The organism is Neoalteromonas flava (genome assembly GCF_002807685.1).
Taxonomy (GTDB): domain Bacteria; phylum Pseudomonadota; class Gammaproteobacteria; order Enterobacterales; family Alteromonadaceae; genus Alteromonas_E; species Alteromonas_E flava.
Genome location: NZ_PEAX01000005.1, coordinates 200475 through 220730, shown reverse-complemented (window position 1 = coordinate 220730; position 20256 = coordinate 200475). Strand labels below are relative to the sequence as shown.

Annotated in this window: 22 protein-coding genes; 9 read left to right on the top strand and 13 right to left on the bottom strand. The window is 45.6% G+C overall.

Features of this window, described 5'->3' with window-relative positions; genetic code table 11:
* Window positions 1-55: 55 nt before the first annotated feature.
* Window positions 56-1600 (bottom strand): 2,3-bisphosphoglycerate-independent phosphoglycerate mutase, encoded by a 1545-nt coding sequence (gpmI, locus tag CSH92_RS12965; RefSeq protein WP_100658062.1) that lies wholly within the window; start codon window positions 1598-1600, stop codon window positions 56-58.
* 386 nt (window positions 1601-1986) lie between these two features.
* Here gpmI and CSH92_RS12960 point away from each other — a divergent pair, with 386 nt between their 5' ends.
* From CSH92_RS12960 to CSH92_RS12940, 5 genes are all read left to right on the top strand, one after another.
* Complete coding sequence (locus CSH92_RS12960; protein ID WP_100658061.1) at window positions 1987-2412, top strand: rhodanese-like domain-containing protein; 426 nt, start codon at window positions 1987-1989, stop codon at window positions 2410-2412.
* Between the two features lie 12 nt (window positions 2413-2424).
* Window positions 2425-2685, top strand: coding sequence for a glutaredoxin 3 (grxC, locus tag CSH92_RS12955; RefSeq protein ID WP_100658060.1), 261 nt, complete (start codon window positions 2425-2427; stop codon window positions 2683-2685).
* A 23-nt stretch (window positions 2686-2708) separates the two neighbouring features.
* On the top strand, window positions 2709-3212 hold the full coding sequence (gene secB / locus CSH92_RS12950; protein WP_100658059.1) for a protein-export chaperone SecB: 504 nt from the start codon (window positions 2709-2711) through the stop codon (window positions 3210-3212).
* Window position 3213: 1 nt separating this feature from the next.
* Window positions 3214-4215 (top strand): NAD(P)H-dependent glycerol-3-phosphate dehydrogenase, encoded by a 1002-nt coding sequence (gene gpsA, locus CSH92_RS12945; RefSeq protein WP_100658058.1) that lies wholly within the window; start codon window positions 3214-3216, stop codon window positions 4213-4215.
* 264 nt (window positions 4216-4479) lie between these two features.
* Entirely contained in the window at window positions 4480-5040 is a 561-nt protein-coding gene (locus CSH92_RS12940; RefSeq protein WP_164084739.1) for a GspH/FimT family pseudopilin, read from the top strand.
* Between the two features lie 73 nt (window positions 5041-5113).
* Here the strand turns inward: CSH92_RS12940 and CSH92_RS12935 are convergent, their stop codons facing one another.
* On the bottom strand, window positions 5114-6988 hold the full coding sequence (locus CSH92_RS12935) for an MFS transporter (RefSeq protein ID WP_100658056.1): 1875 nt from the start codon (window positions 6986-6988) through the stop codon (window positions 5114-5116).
* 11 nt (window positions 6989-6999) lie between these two features.
* Window positions 7000-7602, bottom strand: coding sequence for a TetR/AcrR family transcriptional regulator (locus tag CSH92_RS12930; RefSeq protein WP_164084738.1), 603 nt, complete (start codon window positions 7600-7602; stop codon window positions 7000-7002).
* A 169-nt stretch (window positions 7603-7771) separates the two neighbouring features.
* Here CSH92_RS12930 and CSH92_RS12925 point away from each other — a divergent pair, with 169 nt between their 5' ends.
* The gene (locus CSH92_RS12925; protein WP_100658054.1) at window positions 7772-9799 is read left to right on the top strand and encodes a VIT and vWA domain-containing protein; all 2028 of its coding nucleotides are present in this window, start codon (window positions 7772-7774) and stop codon (window positions 9797-9799) included.
* A 349-nt stretch (window positions 9800-10148) separates the two neighbouring features.
* Here the strand turns inward: CSH92_RS12925 and CSH92_RS12920 are convergent, their stop codons facing one another.
* The 3 genes from CSH92_RS12920 to CSH92_RS12910 all read right to left on the bottom strand — a co-directional run bounded on the left by CSH92_RS12920 (window position 10149) and on the right by CSH92_RS12910 (window position 11759).
* Window positions 10149-10604: a hypothetical protein gene (locus tag CSH92_RS12920; protein WP_100658053.1), complete on the bottom strand. Its 456-nt coding sequence runs from the start codon at window positions 10602-10604 to the stop codon at window positions 10149-10151.
* The gene (locus CSH92_RS12915; RefSeq protein WP_100658052.1) at window positions 10594-11025 is read right to left on the bottom strand and encodes a hypothetical protein; all 432 of its coding nucleotides are present in this window, start codon (window positions 11023-11025) and stop codon (window positions 10594-10596) included. Before CSH92_RS12915 ends, CSH92_RS12920 begins: the two co-directional genes overlap by 11 nt.
* Before the next feature lie 248 nt (window positions 11026-11273).
* Window positions 11274-11759, bottom strand: a complete 486-nt coding sequence (locus tag CSH92_RS12910; RefSeq protein ID WP_100658051.1) for a DUF1648 domain-containing protein — start codon at window positions 11757-11759, stop codon at window positions 11274-11276.
* 239 nt (window positions 11760-11998) lie between these two features.
* On the opposite strand from CSH92_RS12910, the gene ppiC reads away from it, so the two are divergent.
* Entirely contained in the window at window positions 11999-12277 is a 279-nt protein-coding gene (gene ppiC, locus CSH92_RS12905; protein WP_100658050.1) for a peptidylprolyl isomerase PpiC, read from the top strand.
* Window positions 12278-12341: 64 nt separating this feature from the next.
* On the opposite strand, the gene CSH92_RS12900 is transcribed toward ppiC, so the two are convergent.
* A complete protein-coding gene (locus CSH92_RS12900) occupies window positions 12342-12911 on the bottom strand; it encodes a hypothetical protein (protein WP_100658049.1) in 570 nt (189 codons plus the stop codon).
* A gap of 267 nt (window positions 12912-13178) precedes the next feature.
* Here CSH92_RS12900 and CSH92_RS12895 point away from each other — a divergent pair, with 267 nt between their 5' ends.
* On the top strand, window positions 13179-13427 hold the full coding sequence (locus CSH92_RS12895; RefSeq protein WP_124916960.1) for a hypothetical protein: 249 nt from the start codon (window positions 13179-13181) through the stop codon (window positions 13425-13427).
* 278 nt (window positions 13428-13705) lie between these two features.
* Here CSH92_RS12895 and trmL read toward each other — a convergent pair whose 3' ends face one another.
* From trmL to CSH92_RS12875, 4 genes are all read right to left on the bottom strand, one after another.
* Window positions 13706-14170: a tRNA (uridine(34)/cytosine(34)/5-carboxymethylaminomethyluridine(34)-2'-O)-methyltransferase TrmL gene (gene trmL / locus CSH92_RS12890; protein ID WP_100658047.1), complete on the bottom strand. Its 465-nt coding sequence runs from the start codon at window positions 14168-14170 to the stop codon at window positions 13706-13708.
* Window positions 14163-15152 carry an alpha/beta fold hydrolase gene (locus tag CSH92_RS12885; RefSeq protein WP_100658046.1) on the bottom strand — a complete coding sequence of 330 codons (990 nt, stop codon included), beginning with the start codon at window positions 15150-15152 and terminating at the stop codon, window positions 14163-14165. The genes trmL and CSH92_RS12885 overlap by 8 nt, the downstream gene beginning before the upstream one ends.
* Window positions 15136-16461: an ATP-binding protein gene (locus CSH92_RS12880; protein WP_164084737.1), complete on the bottom strand. Its 1326-nt coding sequence runs from the start codon at window positions 16459-16461 to the stop codon at window positions 15136-15138. The genes CSH92_RS12885 and CSH92_RS12880 overlap by 17 nt, the downstream gene beginning before the upstream one ends.
* A 92-nt stretch (window positions 16462-16553) precedes the next feature.
* The gene (locus CSH92_RS12875) at window positions 16554-17249 is read right to left on the bottom strand and encodes a response regulator transcription factor (RefSeq protein WP_100658044.1); all 696 of its coding nucleotides are present in this window, start codon (window positions 17247-17249) and stop codon (window positions 16554-16556) included.
* A gap of 168 nt (window positions 17250-17417) precedes the next feature.
* Between CSH92_RS12875 and CSH92_RS12870 the strand changes: the two genes are divergently transcribed.
* Window positions 17418-18164, top strand: a complete 747-nt coding sequence (locus CSH92_RS12870) for a Spy/CpxP family protein refolding chaperone (protein ID WP_100658043.1) — start codon at window positions 17418-17420, stop codon at window positions 18162-18164.
* Here CSH92_RS12870 and CSH92_RS12865 read toward each other — a convergent pair.
* Together CSH92_RS12865 and CSH92_RS12860 are read right to left on the bottom strand one after the other, a co-directional pair.
* Window positions 18161-18718, bottom strand: a complete 558-nt coding sequence (locus tag CSH92_RS12865; RefSeq protein ID WP_100658042.1) for a DUF6436 domain-containing protein — start codon at window positions 18716-18718, stop codon at window positions 18161-18163. The two genes, CSH92_RS12870 and CSH92_RS12865, sit on opposite strands and share 4 nt — an antisense overlap.
* Window positions 18719-20203 carry a methyl-accepting chemotaxis protein gene (locus CSH92_RS12860; protein WP_100658041.1) on the bottom strand — a complete coding sequence of 495 codons (1485 nt, stop codon included), beginning with the start codon at window positions 20201-20203 and terminating at the stop codon, window positions 18719-18721.
* Between the last annotated feature and the right edge of the window lie 53 nt (window positions 20204-20256).

The window sequence follows — 20256 nt, the reverse complement described above, 5'->3', positions numbered from 1 at the left end:
TAATCGTGCTGTCAGTCTACCCAAGATACTTGCAACAAAAAAGTGATGCGTGGGCTTATTTCAATTCCAGAATGGATTTACCCGTCATTTCGCTGGGTTGCTCCATACCCATAAGATATAACATGGTCGGCGCAACATCACTTAAGGTCCCACCGGTTCTAGCTATAGCGTCACGCCCAAAATAAATAAACGGGACTGGCTCACTAGTATGTGCAGTATGTGCTTGGCCAGTACAGTGATCTCGCATCTGCTCAGCATTACCATGATCAGCGGTAATTAGACATTCCCCACCCTGTTTTTCCAGCGCTTCCACGATGCGGCCAATTGCAGTATCGACTGCTTCACAGGCTTTCACCGCAGCATCAAAATTACCCGTATGACCAACCATGTCGCCGTTAGGGAAGTTACACACAATTACATCAAACTCACCCGACTCAATCGCAGCGACCAATTCATCGGTCAACTTTTCTGAATTCATTTCAGGCTGCAAATCGTACGTTGCCACGTCAGGCGAAGGGATCAATACCCGTTTTTCACCGTCGAATTCGCTCTCTCGACCGCCACTATAGAAAAATGTTACGTGGGCGTATTTTTCCGTTTCAGAAATTCGTAGTTGAGTTTTATCATGTTTCGCCAACCACTCACCCATCACATTCACTAGGTCTTCAGATGGGAACGCGACTTGGGAAGGGATATCTGACGCATACTCGGTCAATGATATAAACGCGGCTAACTGTGGGTGTGACTCGCGACTAAACCCAGTAAATTCTGCATCGACAAACGCATGACTCAATTCACGTGCCCGATCAGCCCTGAAATTCATAAATATAACGCAATCATTGTCATTAATAGTCGCTTTATCACCAATCACAGTTGGCTTCACAAACTCGTCATTCTCGTCGCGAGCATAGGCATCTTCCAATCCAGCCACAGCGCTATCAGCGGTATACTCTGCTTTGCCTAACGTGAGTAAATCATAGGCTTGCTGAACCCGATCCCAGCGATTATCGCGGTCCATCGCATAATAGCGCCCTACTAGTGAAGCCGTGCGACCTGTTCCCAACGATGCGAACAACTCGTCAGCCTTTTCAAGGCTTGATTTTGCGCTGCGGGGAGGTGTGTCGCGGCCGTCTAGAAACGCATGCAAGTAAACTGCTTTCGCGCCTTTCGCCACTGCCAATTTCAGCGCAGCAAATATGTGTTCTTCGTGGCTATGCACGCCGCCCGGCGACATTAAGCCCATAATATGCACTGCACCGTCTGCGTTGATGGCTGTCTCGATACCTTGAGTTAATACAGGATTGCTGGCAAAGGTGCCCTCTTCAATCGCTTTACTCACACGCGTAAAATCTTGGTAGACCACCCGTCCCGCACCCAGATTCACGTGCCCTACTTCACTATTCCCCATTTGTCCTTGAGGTAACCCAACATCCAAACCTGAACCCGAGATCAAGGTCGATGGGTACTCTTTTGTCAGACGGTCCAAATTAGGCGTATTGGCTGCTGCGATCGCATTATTGTCGGTGTCTTCGCGATAACCCCAACCATCTAAAATTAATAGCGCAAGCGTTTTCTTGCGATGTGTTGCAGCGTTTTCCATAAAATCCTCAGCGGTCGCAATAGAAAAAAAGAGAGATATTCAGGCGTTAAAAAATACCAGTAACCGAACGGTTAATAAACAGCTTTGCCAATCTGAATTAGATCCAGATGCTATAGATATGCCGCTTTGTTTACTACTGGGACTACGTATAAGTTGCTGCGGATCATACGTTTACCGAGTTGGCTCATGGCTGCTTCGCACTGCCGTTGAGCATATGATCGCCATGATGTATGCACTAGCAACGCTTGCTAAATAAGGCCAGCTACTCGTTACGTACTCACCATTCTGTGCCAAAGCGCCTGTAATAAGGCCTTCTTGGCTTTCAAAATTGAGAATTTTCTATATACTTTGCGTTCTTTTTACCGCGCTTCACGGAGCCAGAATTAATGGAACAAATCATCGAGTTCGCTGGAAACAATTTCATATTGTCAGCGATTTGGGTCGCACTAGTGGTTATGCTGGTGTACAGCTTTGTTAATAGTGCTTTTTCGCCCGTCAAAGAAGTTAGTACGCACGACGCGACACTACAAATTAACAAACAAGATGCCGTCGTTCTCGATATTCGCCCTCCAGCGGAGTTTAAAAAAGGTCATATCCTGGGCTCTCGACAGTTAAAACCTGAAGAAGTCCGCGCAGCCGACTTTGGTAAACTTGAAAAATATAAAGATAAACCCATTATTGTAGCTTGTGCCATGGGGCATAGCGCACGCAAGACAGCCTTGCAACTGGTTAAAGCCGGTTTCCCGCAAGTGTCTGTATTAAAAGGCGGTATTAACGCCTGGACGGGAGCTGGTCTTCCAGTAAGCAAATAAGACGGAAAAATGATGAGTCAAGTTGAAATCTACACCAAAGGGTATTGCCCATTTTGTCACCGAGCAAAAGCGTTACTCGAGCAGAAAGGCGTGGCTTACACTGAGTATCCTATCGATAAGCAACCCGAATTGCGTGATGAAATGATAAGCCGCGCAAACGGTGGTTACACTGTGCCGCAAATCTTTATCAACCAGCAACATATTGGCGGATGTGACGATATGTATGCACTCGAATCTCAACAAAAATTAGATCCACTCCTCGCAGCGGATTAAACCTAATCAATACAGGCAGTATTATGGCAGACGAACAGCAAACGAACGGCGCAGCTGGCGCTGAGCAACAGAACCAAGCTCCACAATTTAATATTCAGCGCATCTACACAAAAGACATTTCTTTTGAAACGCCGAATTCTCCGAACGTATTCACCAAAGAGTGGAAGCCAGAAGTTAAATTGGACATCGATACTCGTACCAACCAAATTAACGAAAACACTTATGAAGTAGTGCTGGCGATCACCGTAACTGCAACCTTAGGCGAAGAAACTGCATTTTTGTGTGAAGTGCAGCAAGCAGGTTTGTTTAATGTTGGTGAAATGCCGGATCAAAATAAAGCACACTTGTTAGGTTCGTATTGCCCTAACTTACTCTTCCCGTATGCGCGTGAAGCAGTATCTAACCTAGTTAACCGTGGCACTTTCCCTCCATTGAATTTAGCGCCTGTGAATTTTGACGCGATCTTCACTGCATACATGCAGAAGCGCGCCCAAGAGCAACAAGCCGCCCAACAAGCTGACGCATAAGATGAGTCAAACGCCAGTCAGTGTCTTTGGCGCCGGTTCGTACGGGACTGCGCTGGCGTTTTGTTTAGCCCGTAACGGCGTGCCTACCTATTTGTGGGGGCGCGACAAGGGGCATATGCAAGCGCTTGAGCAAGAACGTGAGAATACACGTTACTTGCCAGGCGCCAGTTTTCCGCAAGACTTACACGTGGAAGCCGATCTAGTTGAAGCCGTTAAGCGCAGCCAAGATTTGCTCATCGTTGTTCCAAGCCATGCTTTTAAGCAAACGCTGGAGACACTCAAACCTTATCTCAATGAGCAACACCGTATTATTTGGGCTACCAAGGGTTTAGAGCCCGGAACGGGTCGATTATTACGTGATGTTGCGACCGATATTTTGGGTACTGACCGACCTCTGGCAGTGCTTTCTGGCCCTACCTTTGCTAAAGAAATGGTTGCAGGATTACCCACTGCGATTTCATTATCAGCAACGGATCAAACTCTGGCGCAGGAATTTGCCGATAAATTGCACTGTGCAAAAACCTTTAGGGTGTACTACAACCCAGATTTTATTGGCGTGCAATTAGGCGGTGCAGTTAAAAATGTAATTGCCATTGGAGCGGGACTTGCGGATGGTTTAGGGTTTGGGGCCAATGCTCGAACCGCACTGATCACTCGCGGTTTAGCAGAGCTGACCCGCTTGGGCGTGCAATTAGGCGCACAACCAGAGACTTTTATGGGTATGGCTGGCCTCGGTGACCTAGTTCTCACCTGTACTGACAACCAAAGCCGTAACCGTCGTTTTGGGATTGCACTTGGCAAAGGTGTTAGTGTGGAACAAGCAATGGCGGATATTGGGCAAGTGGTTGAAGGCTACCGCAATACCGAAGAAGTGCATATTCTCGCTCAACGTGAGGGCGTTGAAATGCCAATCAGTGAACAAATCTACCAAGTCCTCTATCAGGGCAAATCGGCCAAAGAAGCCGCCTTGACCTTGTTAGGCCGCGAGCAAAAGGCCGAATAAACTCGACTAATGCCCTTTGCTCGGCTGTGCACGCATGCGGCGTCGCACAATCACAGCGTAAAGGATCGACGGCAGAATCACTTGTGCTGTGGCTGATTAATTACCAATTGTTCTTGCGCAGCACTCCGCTGGGCTGGGTATTAGATGGCAAGGCGCGAATCAAACTCAAATAGTTTTCATGTAACGCGCTTCTAGCCCTGAGACCAGTGTTTAACGACATCCTTACGAACTATGCTGGGTAAACACTGTATTCAGGAGTTTGCTATGAGAGCTTATACAGGTTCGCCAGTGTCTGGCGCGACCTTAACGGAGTTAATGGTCGCACTGGGGATCAGTAGCTTTTTATTAACCACTGCCGTTCCCCCGCTATCTGAGTTGTATCGCAAGTCACAAATCATCGCAGAGTTAAATTCGCTCAGCGGGGTTATCCAAGCCACCAGAGCCTTGGCCATCGATCAGCAGCGCACATTATCGTTATGCCCCACGCAGAATTGGCAGCGCTGTGACTTTTCTGATTGGACACTGGGAAAGATGGTATTTGACGATCGCGATGGCGATAAGCATCGCGATCCTAATGAACCCTTATTGTTGAGTTCAGGTAAGATTGACAATCAAATCAAAAGTGTTGGACCTAAGCGCCACATCCGTTTTCATGCCAATGGTCAAACGGCCACACCAGCAACCCTAACGTTATGTCCAACCCAAAAAACGCCACAGTTAAATCGCGCGCTAATAGTATCGATGCAAGGTCGGATCAAATTGAGTCGAGACACTAACGGCGATGGAATTCATGAGCTAAACAATGGTAAAGCCATTAAATGTTAGATTGCGCCCGCCCTTTCTGGCAGCACGATAGTCTGCGCTGCGACACAGACTTCATGTTCAGTTCGATCAAGGCTTAGGCATGGTCACCGCGTAACAATTGCACCTTTGCTTGCAGCATTTCTGCGTTTGCGGCAGTCGCCGGAACGGGCTCAGCAGCGATTATATTCACCTTAGACCAGAAGCGCTTACCCGATTTAAACATACCGCTGCCCTGATGACTGAAAAACGAGCCCCATAATCCTTGCAGCGCCATAGGGACAACCGGGACCGGCGTTTCTTGCAAGATCCGCTCGACGCCAGTTTTAAACGGGTTGATATCACCACTGCGAGTCAATTTACCCTCTGGGAAAATACACACCAGGTTGCCGTCATCCAATTCAGCCTTAATCCGTTTAAAGGCATTTTCATAGGTTGCCTCATCTTTCGCTTTGGCACAGATTGGAATGGTTTTAGCTATTTTAAATAGCCATCCTAATACCGGGCTTTTAAAGATGTTGTCGTCCATCACGAAACGGATCGGTCGACGACAGGCACCGGCCAACAGCAACGCATCAACATAACTCACATGATTACACACTAACAATGCAGCGCCTTCATCAGGAATATTATCTAGCTCTTTGTGGGTCACACGATACATGCTGTGACTTAACATCCAGATCATAAAGCGCAGCACAAACTCTGGCATTTGGCTGTACACATACACGGCCACTACCGCATTGAATAAAGCAAGTACCAGAAAATATTGCGGTATGGATAAATCCAACATGCCAAGCAGCACAATACCTGAAAGCGCACTGCCCACCATAAACAGTGCATTAAAGATATTATTCGCACTGATCACTCTAGCGCGCTCTTCTGGCTTCGCGCGCTGCTGCAATAATGCATACAAGGGCACAATAAAGAAGCCACCAAAGATACCAATCAACGAAAGATCAATCAGTACCCGCCATGCATAGCTTTGTTCAAAAAACGCCTGCGCTGCCAACAGTTGTTCAGGAAGTAGCGTCGGAGTTGCAAAATACAAATCCACACCAAATACGGTCAGTCCAATAGACCCGATCGGCACTATCCCTAGTTCAATTTTATGCCCCGATAGACGCTCACATAGCATTGAGCCGACCGCAACACCAATCGTAAAGGCACACAACAACACAGTGACCACTGAACTATCACCACCTAATGAATCTTTGGCGAAGTTCGGGAATTGAGTTAAGTAGCCCGCACCCAAAAACCAAAACCAACTGATGGCAAAAATAGACAAGTAAATTGGCCGCTGTTCAAAGCAGATCCGCATAGCCTGTTTGGTTTGACGAACCGGTTGCCATTTGAATGCTTGTTGCGGATTGGTCATTGCTATAGCGGGTACTTTGCGCGCAGCCAAATATCCGACAATTGCTGTAGCTACCAGTACACACGAAAATACAAACAGCGTGTGTTCCAACCCCATAATCAAACCTGCACCTATGGTGCCCAACAAAATAGCCACAAACGTGCCCATTTCGACCAGTGCGTTAGCACCGATTAACTCGGTTTCATCCACCAGCGACGGCAAAATTGCGTATTTTACGGGACCGAAGAAAGCCGATTGGGTGCCCATTAAGAATAAGAGACCGAGCAGTACCATATACATTTCGTAATAAAACGCGATGGCGGCAAAAGACATCAGTACAATTTCGACCAGTTTTACCCAGCGAATGATGCGCGACTTTTCCATATTATCAGCCAGCTCACCAGCGCTTGCAGAAAACAAAAAGAAAGGCAATATGAATAATCCTGCAGCAAGGTTCATCAGTATGTCAGTGGAAAAGGGTAAATTGCTCGCCGCAGTAAATGCCATAAGCAACATCAAAGCATTTTTAAAAATATTGTCGTTAAACGCACCAAGCGCTTGAGTAAGAAAAAACGGTAAAAAGCGCCGGGTTGTCAGTAATTCAAATTGAGAGCTCATTGGTTCATCCTCTAGCCGTTTTTCCAGGCGCGCAAATAGTTATCCAGGAGATCATGCAACATAACCTTTGGATCAGTGTTCATATTCAGCGATAACTTATCATCCAACGTTAACAGCGTTATGCCATGCACGCTGGCCCACAGGGTATTCGCTGATAACTGCGTTTGCACTGGCGAGTGCGAGTCATTGATATCGGCTAGACATTTTGAAACGAATTCAAACAAGGTGTTAATTCGCTGCTGCATCCAATCCGGAATATCTGCTCCCGCCGGTAATTTATGTTCGAATACTAAGCTCCATAAGTGTGGCTGCTGGCACGCGAAGGCCAAATAGCTCTCTGCAATTGCATACAAACGTTGCTCTGGATCTGTGAACTCTGCCTCGGTGGTTGTTAAACTTTTCAGTAAGCGATCCAATGTTCTTGCGTTTACCCGCAGCAATAACATCGACCAGTTGCTATAGGTATGAATGAGCGTGCTTGGCGCATACCCAATCATTTTGGCAACTTTACGCAAACTCAGTTCAGATGCTGGTAAACGAGTGAGGAACTCTTCCATTTGGGTGAGCACCAACTCGTTGAACTCATCTGCATTATGATCGTTTCTTCTTCCCATCGTCTGCTTAAACCAACTCATTATCGAACAGTGTTTTTTTAGACTATCCCTAATCCATCGACTGGTCAATAGCGTTCAAAAATTAATTGAACAGTGTTTTATTTTTTCTTGACTTTTATCGAACAGTGTTCAATATATTAATCGAACACCGTTTCATTGGAGAAAGAAAATGTTCAGGATTAAATCAACACTAGTAATGATAATGACCTTGTTATTGACCCCATTCAGTATGGCAGCAGGCTTGCTAACGCCTGTGGGTCAAACTCAAGCACTGAGTATTCAGCAGCACCAAGTTAAGGTAACAGTTGACCATAGCTTCGCCGTGATTGAGGTCGAGCAAGTGTTTAGTAACCCGCATACCCTGCCGTTAGAGGCCATATATTCATTCCCGGTACCAAACAATGCGAGTGTTGGCGAATTTACTTATTGGCTGAATGGTATTCCGGTACATGCTGAAGTTTTGGCTAAGGAAACAGCCAGAAGTGTCTACGCTGAACAAAAGGCTCAGGGGCGAAATGCTGCATTAGTGGAAAAAAATGACTACTTGGATTTTCAGATCAAAGTTAGCCAGATCCCCGCGGGCCAAGACGTCAGATTAAAGCTGGTTTATTTACAGCCCGTACATGTCGATCATGGGATTGCGCGCTTCGTGTATCCCTTGCAGTTCGGTGGAACTGATGAGGCTCAAAACGCCTTCTGGACAGCAAACGAAGTTGTTGAGCAAAACTTCAGCTTCGATCTAACCCTCAATAGCAGCTACCCAGTCGCAGATTTTCGTCTTCCGGCTCATCCGCAAGCCCATATCAGCAGCCAACACGAGCAAAACTGGAAGGTTAATTTGACCAATAAAGATCCGCAGACCGAAGGGGTCAACCAATACCGCTTGGATCAAGACATTGTCGTGTACTGGCGCCTCGCTAGTGACTTGCCTGGTAGTATTGACATGATGACCTATCGCGCGACGAACAGCGAGCGTGGCACGTTTCTGATGACCTTAACACCGGGTAATGATTTAGCGCCGCTTTCCCAAGGCCGTGATTGGATTATTGTGCTGGATTACTCAGGCTCGATGGCAGGTAAATACCAAACACTATTGCAAGGTGTACAGGCTGGCCTCAAAAAACTATCGCCAAATGACCGTATCAAAATAGTGCTGTTTAATGATAGTGCAACCCTAGTGCGCGAGCACTTTACCCCAGCCACGCCGACTGACATTAACCACCTGATCCAATCACTCGATCAGTATCATCCTGATGGCGGAACTAATCTCTACGCAGGCCTTGAATCAGCGCTTGATGAATTAGATGCTGACCGAACTAGCGCGATTTGGTTAGTTACTGATGGCGTTGCCAACGTTGGCGAAACTAAGCAGCAGGCGTTCATAAAACTTATGCAACAAAAAGATGTGCGCTTGTTCACATTCATTATGGGCAATAGTGCAAATCAACCGTTACTGAATGGCCTCACTAAAGCAAGTAACGGTTTTGCCTTAAACGTTTCCAATAGCGATGACATTACCGGCCTACTATTGAACGCGGCAAGCAAAGTCAAACATCAATCACTGCGTGATATTGCAGTTAACTTTACCGGAGTGAAAGTGGCCGATGTGCACCCGGTCGACATTAAAAGCTTATATCGAGGTCAGCAATTGGTGTTGACGGGGCACTATTGGGGTGACGGAGAATTACAGGTTGAGCTTACCGCTAAACGAGGTAGCGAGACGGTGAGCTATAATACCCGCTTCCCTATCCCGACTTATAATGAATCGTATCCGGAACTCGAACGCCTCTGGGCCTTCAATCAAATCGAAACTTTGATTGAACAACAACAAGACTTTGGTGAGGATGCTGATCGCCAAGATGCGATAGTGGATTTAGCTATTGAGTACGGTTTAGTGACCGACTACACCTCAATGTTAGTGGTGGAAGAAGATGTGTTCGCAGCACTCGGCATCGATAGAGCTAACCAACGCCGCATCGAAAAAGAACAACGAGCACGCGAGCAGCGTCAGCTAAACCCTATTAATACTACTAAAGTTGACCAACAAGCACCGATGTTTAACCAACCCCGCGCCACCTATTCCAATTCTTCGGGTTCTGGCGGCAGCATGGGTAAATGCCTCTTAGTATTGCTGTTAGTTTTGGTTGGCTACCGAAAATACACCCATCTGAAACTGCGCTTGCAGCATATGAGTTAACACTTTTAGCCCTCTTCTCCATGTTGAGTAGAGGGCTCAATCGTTAATATCGAGAATCATAGGATTCGTTGAATATATAAAACTAATATTGATTTAGAAGTTAACCAGAATCGGCTGTGTACGTTTTTCAGCCTGTCATCCTGACGAAAGTCAGGATCTGCTGTGTACGTAAAGCGGTCGTTGATAGTTGAGCCAATACGATGTCAGCAATGGGTAATAAACGATCTCTCACTGAATGTTTCATAGCTTTGGTTTCATAACATTACTGACCGCATGTAATTTACGAATTGAATGGCCGCTTTCGTCTGGTACCACAGAGGTAAATCGCGATTCGAATTTACAATAAAATCTACATTGGAATATCTTTCGATTTACGCCAGAAACACAAGTGCAGAATTATGTGAAAAATGCCTAAAGTAAGAGGTGAATAGAAAAGGTAAGCCACCAAAATGTTAGGGCTCAATGACAACCATAGTGCTTCTGTGTGCGTAAGAGCAATAACTATGCTAAGTGAAATAACACCTGCCAGCAGGAAAATTAAACGCTTTAAGAAAGGTACATACAACCCCCAACAAAGAGACGTTAGCGAAATAAAACCTAAAACTCCGCCAACACCTAGCAAAAGTGCGCTTACAGCAAATTTAATCTCTCCCTCTACAAGGGCGACTCCCCCCATGTAGATGATAAAAATCGATAGAAACACCAAAACTAAACTGGGTACCCATGCGAAAATGGTAGTAAGACCTATAACTATTTCCCGGTAGGCAGATTGAACCGGAACTAAGACCTTTTTATTACTTTTCATCAGACGCGGGGGTATTACTTGAAGAGTTAGCATCACCTTTGGAATAGATATAAACTGAATCTGAAGACTGAGACTTGAAAATACCGACTCTTTTGGCGCCCGTGCTCACGAAGTGACTGTACACAGAGTTAATTCGCTCTGTTCCACCATTTACTATAGATATTCGATCATAAAAGCATATAGTGAAATCCATTCTGACCTCATCTTGGCTGCTTTGGTCATCGATAACTAGAACTTTCAATTCATTTTTTAAATGCTCAGGTAAAACGGTATCAGCAACAGTATAATCTCCATTCTCCATCTTATTTATTATGCATGCCAATTGTTCACTATCTACTATCAAATATTTTGGATTAGAAGAGTCGCTACACGACGCTAAAATATACGTAGCGAGAACTATAAATAGAATTTTAACTTCCATGTCTTTCCTTTGAGCGTCTATCAGGATATTAGTAAAAGTTAATAGTAACACTCACCAACATCAAAAAAACATAACTTGAGTTTTCAGAGGGGGTAAGAGCTGAACGTCCGCTTTACCTCAACTCTGATTTTTCATTTTCTCGATTACCGTTCGGGATTGAACGACTGCAAATTGTCTTTTTGAGTCACTTAACGTGAAGCCCAATTCAATGCTCGCACGAAACGAACTCACGATAATGAAGCTAATACTTACTCATTAATTGTGCTGAATCTTCGTACCAACGAATAAATACCGATTATCAAAGCAACTAACACGAGTATTAAACCCAAATAGAATAAGCCACTATCAAGTTGTGTAGCCTCTGCATTATTCGCCTGCACCACTAACCAATGTACAAAGCAGAGAAACACCGCAATCCCTACGGCAAACAAATTTAGCCATCTTGCAATGTAACCAAGAGATTCACTTTTTCTTTCTAGTGAGAGCCAGTAAGCTTTATTCGGCAGATTAATGGCTTCATCTGGCAGTGATGTAATGAGCTTGCCAATGCCCCCGACAAACAGTGTGGAAAAAAAGACAACTACTGCCATTAAAATTAGATAACTATCACGGGATATAAAAGCGTCTGCTGTTCCAGCAGCATCAAAATGTGAAGCGACTTTTGCTGGCATACCACTGCCCGTTAACCATATAAAAATAACGGCACCGATTGCTGTTAGTAGAGTCATTTTCATCTGGGCATTTCCTTTTGCGTTCAAACTTGCAGATGAGCAAAATTAGCATCCAATTAACTGATTTCCAAGTGAGTTTATTGAGCAAAATGCAAAAGTTCTATGCACTCAACAACGGTTAATACCTCAGCTATTAAAATTCAATTGCGTGCTAAATGCAGACTTAAGCTGGGTAACCTCTGCAACTAACCCCACTAAATAGGTTATAGTCATAGGTAATACGATTTAGTAGGAATTTACTCATGGCAACAGCCTGTGCTCTTCATATCCTGGTCAAAACTGAAAAGCAGGCGTTGGATATTTTAAAGCAACTACAACAGGGTAAAGATTTCGGCAAATTGGCAAAACGTTATTCAACGTGCCCTTCGGGTAAACGTGGCGGTGATTTAGGTGAGTTTCGACGTGGTCAGATGGTCAAGGCCTTTGATGATGTAGTATTCAAAAAGCCCATCCTGACAGTGCATGGCCCTGTGAAAACACGCTTTGGTTATCATTTGATCAAGACCTTATATCGCAACTAAAACTATAATGACTCACGATGTAGTCTTGAAACGCAAATGACTTTGGCACCAAAGCGCTTGCTTCTCAAATCACTTCAGGCCACATAAAGGCAAAACTGCCCGCAGTCACACCAGCATAGATCACAGCATCTAACAAATAACGCATGCAATTCGACCAGGGTTGCCCCATCCAAATGCTATAAGGAATTTGCGCCCAACCGTAGGCAACAAAGGCTGTCGCAAGAACATGTCTGAATACCGTCATGTAGTCTGATGAAGCGGACATAGACAGTGTTGCGATATACCCAATCAAAAGTGAACCAACAATGAAGAACGCGACTTGTTGACCTAACAGTTTACCCATCGGAGGCATACCGTTTGGCATCACACTGATCATCGCTACAGGACCGTCATTAAACTTCTTTTGCATGGATTCTTCACCCATGGCTTTCATGTCGATGCAATGAGGCAAAGTATACAGCGCTGGCTTGGGAGCGCCGTTGCGCAAAGCGGTAGCTACCTCGTCTTCGTTTGGCAGCGACTGGTAGTCAGCGTTATGGTATTTGAACAACATATGGATTAGGGAACTTGCCACCCAACACAAGCCTCCTGCGATTAAAATAGCCAGCCACAACTCACTTAAAGAAACCGTCATGATATTTACTCGTTTTGTTTTCCAACTCCAACACTAGAAGACATTTGTAGCTTTAGCAATATGGGTAGTACTTAGCGCTTAACGCTTCGGGAAGTTATTGGCGCTCAGTTCGTTTAACGTGCTCAGTTAGTGCCCTTGAAGCACGTTAGATGCAGTTTTCGCCCTCCAAAATACGTTCCAGAGGACAGGTACACGAAGACCTAATGTCTAATAGAATAATTCTCTCAAATGCAAAAGAGCGTTTGATTAACGTCATTAAAGGAGAGAATGATGAAAGAGTTATCACAGCAACAAATAATGGAAGTAAGTGGCGCCAGTTTGACTGGCGATTTAGTTGGTATTGGTCTTTCTACTGCTGGCGGATATGGCGCAGGTAAGATAGCAGGCATCGCATTTGGTATGGCTTGGGGCGGTCCTATCGGCATGGCAGTAGGAGCTTTGGTTGGTGTCGGGTTCGCACTTGCTACCTCTGAACGAGAAGAGCAACGTATTGAAGTCAGCACCACTGACGAGTAACTTGTTATGAATGCTGAACACATCGTGTTTAGCATTTTCTAGAGGAACATTTGATTGTTTACAACAATATTTTTCCGCATTAGCTGTCTCTTTGAATTAGCAGCAGTAATTCTATTCTTATTTCGTGGCGAAAACACAATACCGATTATTATCGTGTGCAAATGGGCGATCGTTTCTGTCGTATTTGGATTTGAAAGACTTACTCATAGCCCTCGGTCGAGGTGAGACTATTGATGGTTGAGCTTAATTATAAAGTTCAGATAGCGTATTAAGACATGTTAGCAAGCGCTCGGATAGCCTAACTGACGCCAAGTCTCATACACCACTACCGAGACAGCGTTGGATAAATTCATGCTCCGACTGTTGGGTAACATAGGAATACGAATTTGGTGCTCTGGCGTAAAGGTGTTCATCACCTCGTTGGGAATTCCTCGGGTTTCAGGCCCGAATAGAATGGCATCGCCTGCTTGAAAGCTGACGTCTGAATGGTATTGCTTTGCTGTGGTTTCGCAGGCGAACACTCGCGCTGGTTTGCGCTCAGCTAGATAGGTAGCAAAATCCGCGTAGCGTTTTACTTCGGCGAACTCATGATAATCCAATCCTGCTCGCCGCACCTTTTTATCGTCCCAATCAAAACCCAATGGCTCAATAAGATGCAATGAATACCCTGTATTGGCACACAAACGAATAATATTACCGGTGTTTGGCGGGATTTCAGGTTGGTACAAAACAATATCAAGCATGTTCAGCTGGGTTCTCTTGGGGTTTACATACAAAATCGAATAGTGCATTAATCGCTTGATCGCGGTAGCTATCACTTTCGAACAAAAGTTCATGCCGTGCGCCTTCGATCGTGCTCACCGTCGCATTGGGTAATTGCGCTACCACTCGACGGATCCGTCGATTATCAACGACTTTATCTGCGCCAGATACCAGCACTCGGGTTGGTAAATGAAAGTCTTTAGCAGTGCTCTCAATGCGAGCCATTGCTTTTGTTGCCTCAGCTAACCAGTGATACGTAACGCCCCCTAGTTGCAATGAGCGTAGCTGCTTATACTCAGCTCTAAATTGACGGTAACGAATTTCACTGTGCGTTAAGGTATTAAGCTGAAAAGGGATCTCAATATAAGGGCCTTGTCCGAAGGCATACCACGCTTTACGTCCAAACCAACGATTCGCCAATAAACCAGCCGAGAGTAAAATGTCTAATAACGGCGCAGGAATGCTCGGCTTAATACCAAACATTGGCGAACAAAACATCACTCGACTGAAAAGCTCTGGGTGCTGCAACGCAGTTAGGTAACCAACCGTACAGCCCATCGAATGGCATGCAAGTACAGGGGGAGACTTACTTACCGGCAACACTACCTGTTCTACAAATCTTGCCAAGTCCTTGGTGTAATCCACAAAATTATCGACATAGCCGCGCTGAGAGTCCTTTTGCATACGCCCAGACAACCCCTGACCACGATGATCGAGCATATACAAAGCGATATTATTCAGATAGCACTCGTAGGCAAACGCCTTGTACTTCACTAACGTTTCAATGCGACCATTGGAGAATACTAAATGGGCAACCGGTTGCGCCGGCTGCACAGTGGCATATTGGATATTGATACCGTGTTCGCCAGTGAAACTATCCTGCACCACCTTAGATTGCCAAAAGTCTTTAATTTCATTGTCGTAGGCGGTTGTAAGCGCTTGCTCACTAAGAGTTTTCCACATCGTGTACTGTATTGGTTAATGGAATTTCAATGCAAACCATTAAGCCCTGTTTATCCTGGCGTAATTGTGCCTGTATATTACCACCGTGACGCTCAATTGCACGCTGTGCGATACTTAGACCCAATCCGGCGCCTCCGCTATCCCGGTTGCGGCTGGGATCAGTGCGATAAAACGGCTTAAATAGGGCGTTCAATTCTTCAACATTCACGCCTGGGCCATCATCACTCACGCTAATCAGTAACTTCGAACTTACCGTTTTAATACCCACATCAACGGCACTTTCTGCATATCGAATGGCATTTCGACAGACATTTTCTAAGGCACTTACGAGTAACTCTGGGCAAATACTGGCTGATGCCTGTAGCATCACTTCGGTATCGCTGAAGGTGATACTTTTACCGTGTGCATCGGCTTCAAAGCGCAAGTCTTGTAGCAGTGGATACAGCAAAGACTCAATAATCGTGGCTATGGAGTATTGTTGAAACTTTAGTTCAACGCTATTGCTAGTCAGTCGCGAAAGCCATAGCAATTGAGCAATCATGTGCTCCATTTGCTCGCTTTCCTTGCTGATCCGTTGCAAAACCTCAGCTGAAACTTCCGGTTGCTGCTCTGCAACGCCTATAGCGATTTGCAGGCGCGTAAGGGGCGAGCGCAGCTCGTGCGAGATGTCTGCCAAAAAACGTTGATGCTCAGTGAATAACTGTTGCAATTGCGCAGCCATTTGGTTGGTAGCATGCGCCAATTTTCCAAGCTCATCTTGACGCGGCTGAGTCAGTGAGACACGCGTATTCAAGTTTCCACTCGCTAAACCTTCAGTAGCGCGTTGGATCTCTTGTACCGGCCGGGAAAAACTGCGCGCCAGCCAAAAACACAATGCGCCACTCACCACAAACGCCACCGCCAAGATACTTAATGCCATCGGCAAACGGGCGTTTTCATTGATCCGCATTGTGCCAACAAACACGGCTAGATTTCGCTGCCCCAATTGAATAGTTTGCGGCCCAATAAACTGAGTATTAGCGCGCGTTAATACCAACACCTGCTGTCCTCTTGCGAGATCAATGTAGGGTTGCATCGCGCGCCGGGGAGGCGGTGGAAAACCAAATTCAAACTGTTCTGACTGTGCATCAACCACGAACACTGCGGTTTCAAAGCGCCGCCCTACTCTGCGTAAGGCTCGCTCCAAATCTGTACGATTCGAGATTGGCAGTTCACTTAAACGTTGTGCCACTGCATTTAACGTGTTGATTTGTTGTTGAGTTGGCGTCGCGTATTCCGGCGTTGCTACAAAGTAGCGAGCTGTTAACACACCTGCGCCTAAACTCACCAAAGTAATAAACCAAAACCAAAAAAAAATTCGGCCAAAAAAACTGTGTCGAGGATCCAGCCGGCGCCACTGCATTACATTTGTTCACTCATAGTATAACCGGCACCCCGCTGAGTTTTAATGACATCGCTTAATCCCGCATCGGCGAGTTTTTTACGCACATTACTAACATGCATATCAATACTGCGATCAAATGGCGCTAGTTTGCGCCCCAACACTTGCTCACTGATCTTTTCCTTAGTCACCACATGTCCGGCGTTTAACACTAATAACTTTAACAACATAAACTCTGTCATGGTGAGTGCTAGCGCATCGCCATTGATAAAAGCCGCTTGTTTGGCCTGGCTAATGCACAACTGAGAAAACTGAATGTCCTGTTGGTTAACCGCTAATAAGGCGTGTTCACTGCGTCGTATGAGTGCCTTCACCCGTGCAGATAGTTCCCGATGATTAAATGGTTTAGGGAGATAGTCATCAGCACCTAACTCGAGACCCAACACGCGATCAAAATCATCACCTCGCGCGGTCAGCATTATTACCGGGGTTAAATGAGTTTGGCGCAGCTGCTTGAGTACTTCAAAACCATCCAACTGCGGCATCATCACATCTAATAAAATCACATCAATATCGTTTCTGGACGTAGCTGCATCGAGACCAGAGCGTCCATCGGAACATATCGATACAGCATAACCTTGCGGTTCGAAATAACTTTTCAGCAAATCCGTTAACGCGCGGTCGTCATCAATTATTAGAAGTTGTCGGTTATCCATGAGTAAGCAGAAGACTGTTTTGGTAAGCGTAGACTACGAGTTTAAATTAGTGAATTCATCTTTTCGCGGTTAACTTTACACAACCTTTACACTGGCTTTGCGTTTCTTTGCATCCAATTTTATAGACTGAGGGTGTTGAAAAATAACACTAGCCCAGAGGTCATTAATATGAAAAACCCAACCATTCGTTCTTTACTTTTTATTGGTGCGATTAGTGCTGCTAGCATTGCAGTTGCACACCCGCAAGATGCACACCAAAACCCTATGTTGCAAACCTTAAAACAATTGGACCTAGGTGCGCAGCAAAAACAAGATGTAAAAGCTTTGATGCGGCAGGCGAAGGCAGATCGCGCGGTTTTTAAAGCTGACCAACAGGCCTTTCGTCAAGCGATGAAGGACATCGTTCAAGCCGAAGATTGGCAACCTGAGTTAGTAGAGCAGCTGCTTGCCCAACACGCCGAGCAACATAAGTCAGCACTGCGCGACCGTGCCGACTTACGCCATAATATTTGGCTATTGTTAACGCCCGAGCAGCAAACCGAGTTTATGCAGCTAGCACGGCCACAAGACAAAGAGCGACCTGATTGGAGTGAGCGTCTACCTCATATGGCAGAAAAGCTTTCGTTGTCAGACGAACAACAAGCAGTCATGCAAACGCTCCTGCAGGAAACCAGCCAAGTTATCGCTCCACTTAAACAACAATTGCAAGCGTTGCGAGCACAGGAACGCGCACTCATTCAGGCTACCGAATTTGACGTAGATGCATGGGAAGCGCTGTTCAATGAATATCAGCCGGTACAACAACAAATCACACTAAACCGTACTTACCTGCAGCATCAGATGTTTAACCAATTGAACGAAGCGCAACAGGATAAGTTGGAAGCATTAATGCAACGCAAACGCCGCAGGGGCTAAGCCCGCTGTACTGGGCAATAACAACCTTCAGCGTCAACCGGTATCGTCGCGCCTATACTTCGTTCAGGAGTTGACTCGATAAAAGATTCGACGATACCGTTCCCAGCAGAACAGTATAAACCTGCGGAATAGGGGCCGAAATAAAGTAACTTTTGTTCTGCAGAAATGACCGCAACTGCCGGAACTGCAGGTACAAACAGCCCCAATGCCTCAGCTTCAGCTGCAGTAAAGCTGATATTCTTAAAGCCTTGCTCTGTCGCTAAACGCTCCACTGATGCAATGTGTGAAGCTGCTACCCACTGACACATGCATTCGTTATCTTTTATGTGCAGCACGGTTTTAGCAGAAGCCTCAATCAAGCTTGTATCATTGAACAGAGAGAACGTCATCGCATCTAAACGCTCAATCTGAGTCAATAATTCGCCATTTTGATCGAAAGTAATCAGTTGCCGCGCCGAGAATCCAGCCATCAGCACCCCAATCCCGAGTAGCCAAACTAAAGCAATGATAACCACCCAGAGCGATGCCAATATTGCAGGACCTTCAACCTTCATCTACACGTCAAAGGTTTCGAGTTGTTCGTTAAGCGACGATATTTGCACCTTCAAGGCATCAATACTCTTCGCCGTAGTTGTAGCCTCACTCTGTTGCACATTGGAGGACTCTCGCAGCCCATTCGATGAGGTTGCAATGGAATTAGACATTAATGCTTGCTCTTCCGATGCGGAGGCCACCTGCTCAATGTTACCTGCCAACTCTTCTATACGTTGGGTCACACTGACCGTTTTTTCTCCCGCCCCCTTCGACAATTCAACGCTATTTTCAACCTGAGTGACACAGTTACTAACCTTTTCAACTGAGGCTGCCGATTCGCTCATCAATTGCGCCGTAATTTTGGATATTTCTTCAGCATTCTCACTGGTTCGAATAGATAACTGACGCACTTCATCTGCTACAACGGCAAACCCTCGACCATGCTCTCCCGCTCGTGCCGACTCTATTGCAGCGTTGAGTGCCAAAAGGTTTGTCTGCTCGGAAATCGACTTAATAGCTGCCATCGCATTGTCAATGTCGTTACACATCTCAGACAAGCGACCGATTGTGTTGCTCGTGTCTCCTAATGCGGCATGGAGTGCTTGGATATCACTTCTAACACTATCTATTGTAGTTTTAGTTGCTTGGATTTCTTGCTGTGAGGTTGTCGCCGCGACTGATACATTCTCAGCTTGTTTGGCAACGTTTTCTATTGTTGAACTCATTTGTTCGATGGCGTGAACGATGGAGTCGACCTCTTGTGAACTTTGGGTTAGCAACGCCGACACTTTATCTGCGCTGCTATCGACATCTTCGACAATTTTCAATACCGATGATGCGGTTTGTTTAGCAGCATTGATGATCGACTTAAAGCCACTGATGAGTCGTTTAAACTCTTCAATCTCTTGCCCCTCGCCCTGAATATCAACGCTTAAATTTATTCTTTTCGGATCAGCAAAGATTTTACTGATGGTAGAAGTAAGTACGAATCCAGCCATCGCTTCACTGTAACTTTTGCGGGTTGTGAAAATTAAAATTCCACCTTCAGTTAATGCAAACCCAGCATGGATCGCCAAAATCCAAAGCGTTACGTACCCTTCTTGAAATATGTAAACGCCCACTTGGTTAGACTGGAGTACGAAGAAGAGAATATGGTGCACTGCGACAACCACGGTACTAATCGCAATCACTTTCCAGTCGCGATAAACGCTTAAAATGGCTAAAAGAACAAATATTTCAAAATGCATCTCCACTAAACCCGAGGTTTGCTGGATATGCAGTGCGGTAATCAACTGCACTGCGATTCCAACTATGTAGCGGGTCATCGGCGCTGCAGGGTTGATCTGCAGAAGTGCGAGTGGAAATGCGACGATCAGACCACCAATGATAATCGCCTCGAACCAGGTATCAGTAAACGCGGCGATAAACAGAGCCAAAGCGAACTGAACGATCAATACAATTCGGAAGATACTGTTTGCTTGTGCTGTCCAACTATACATTGTCATATTTTGCCTTTTTCTCGGAAAATAATGCGACTTTGCTCTGCTACAAAAGAGCC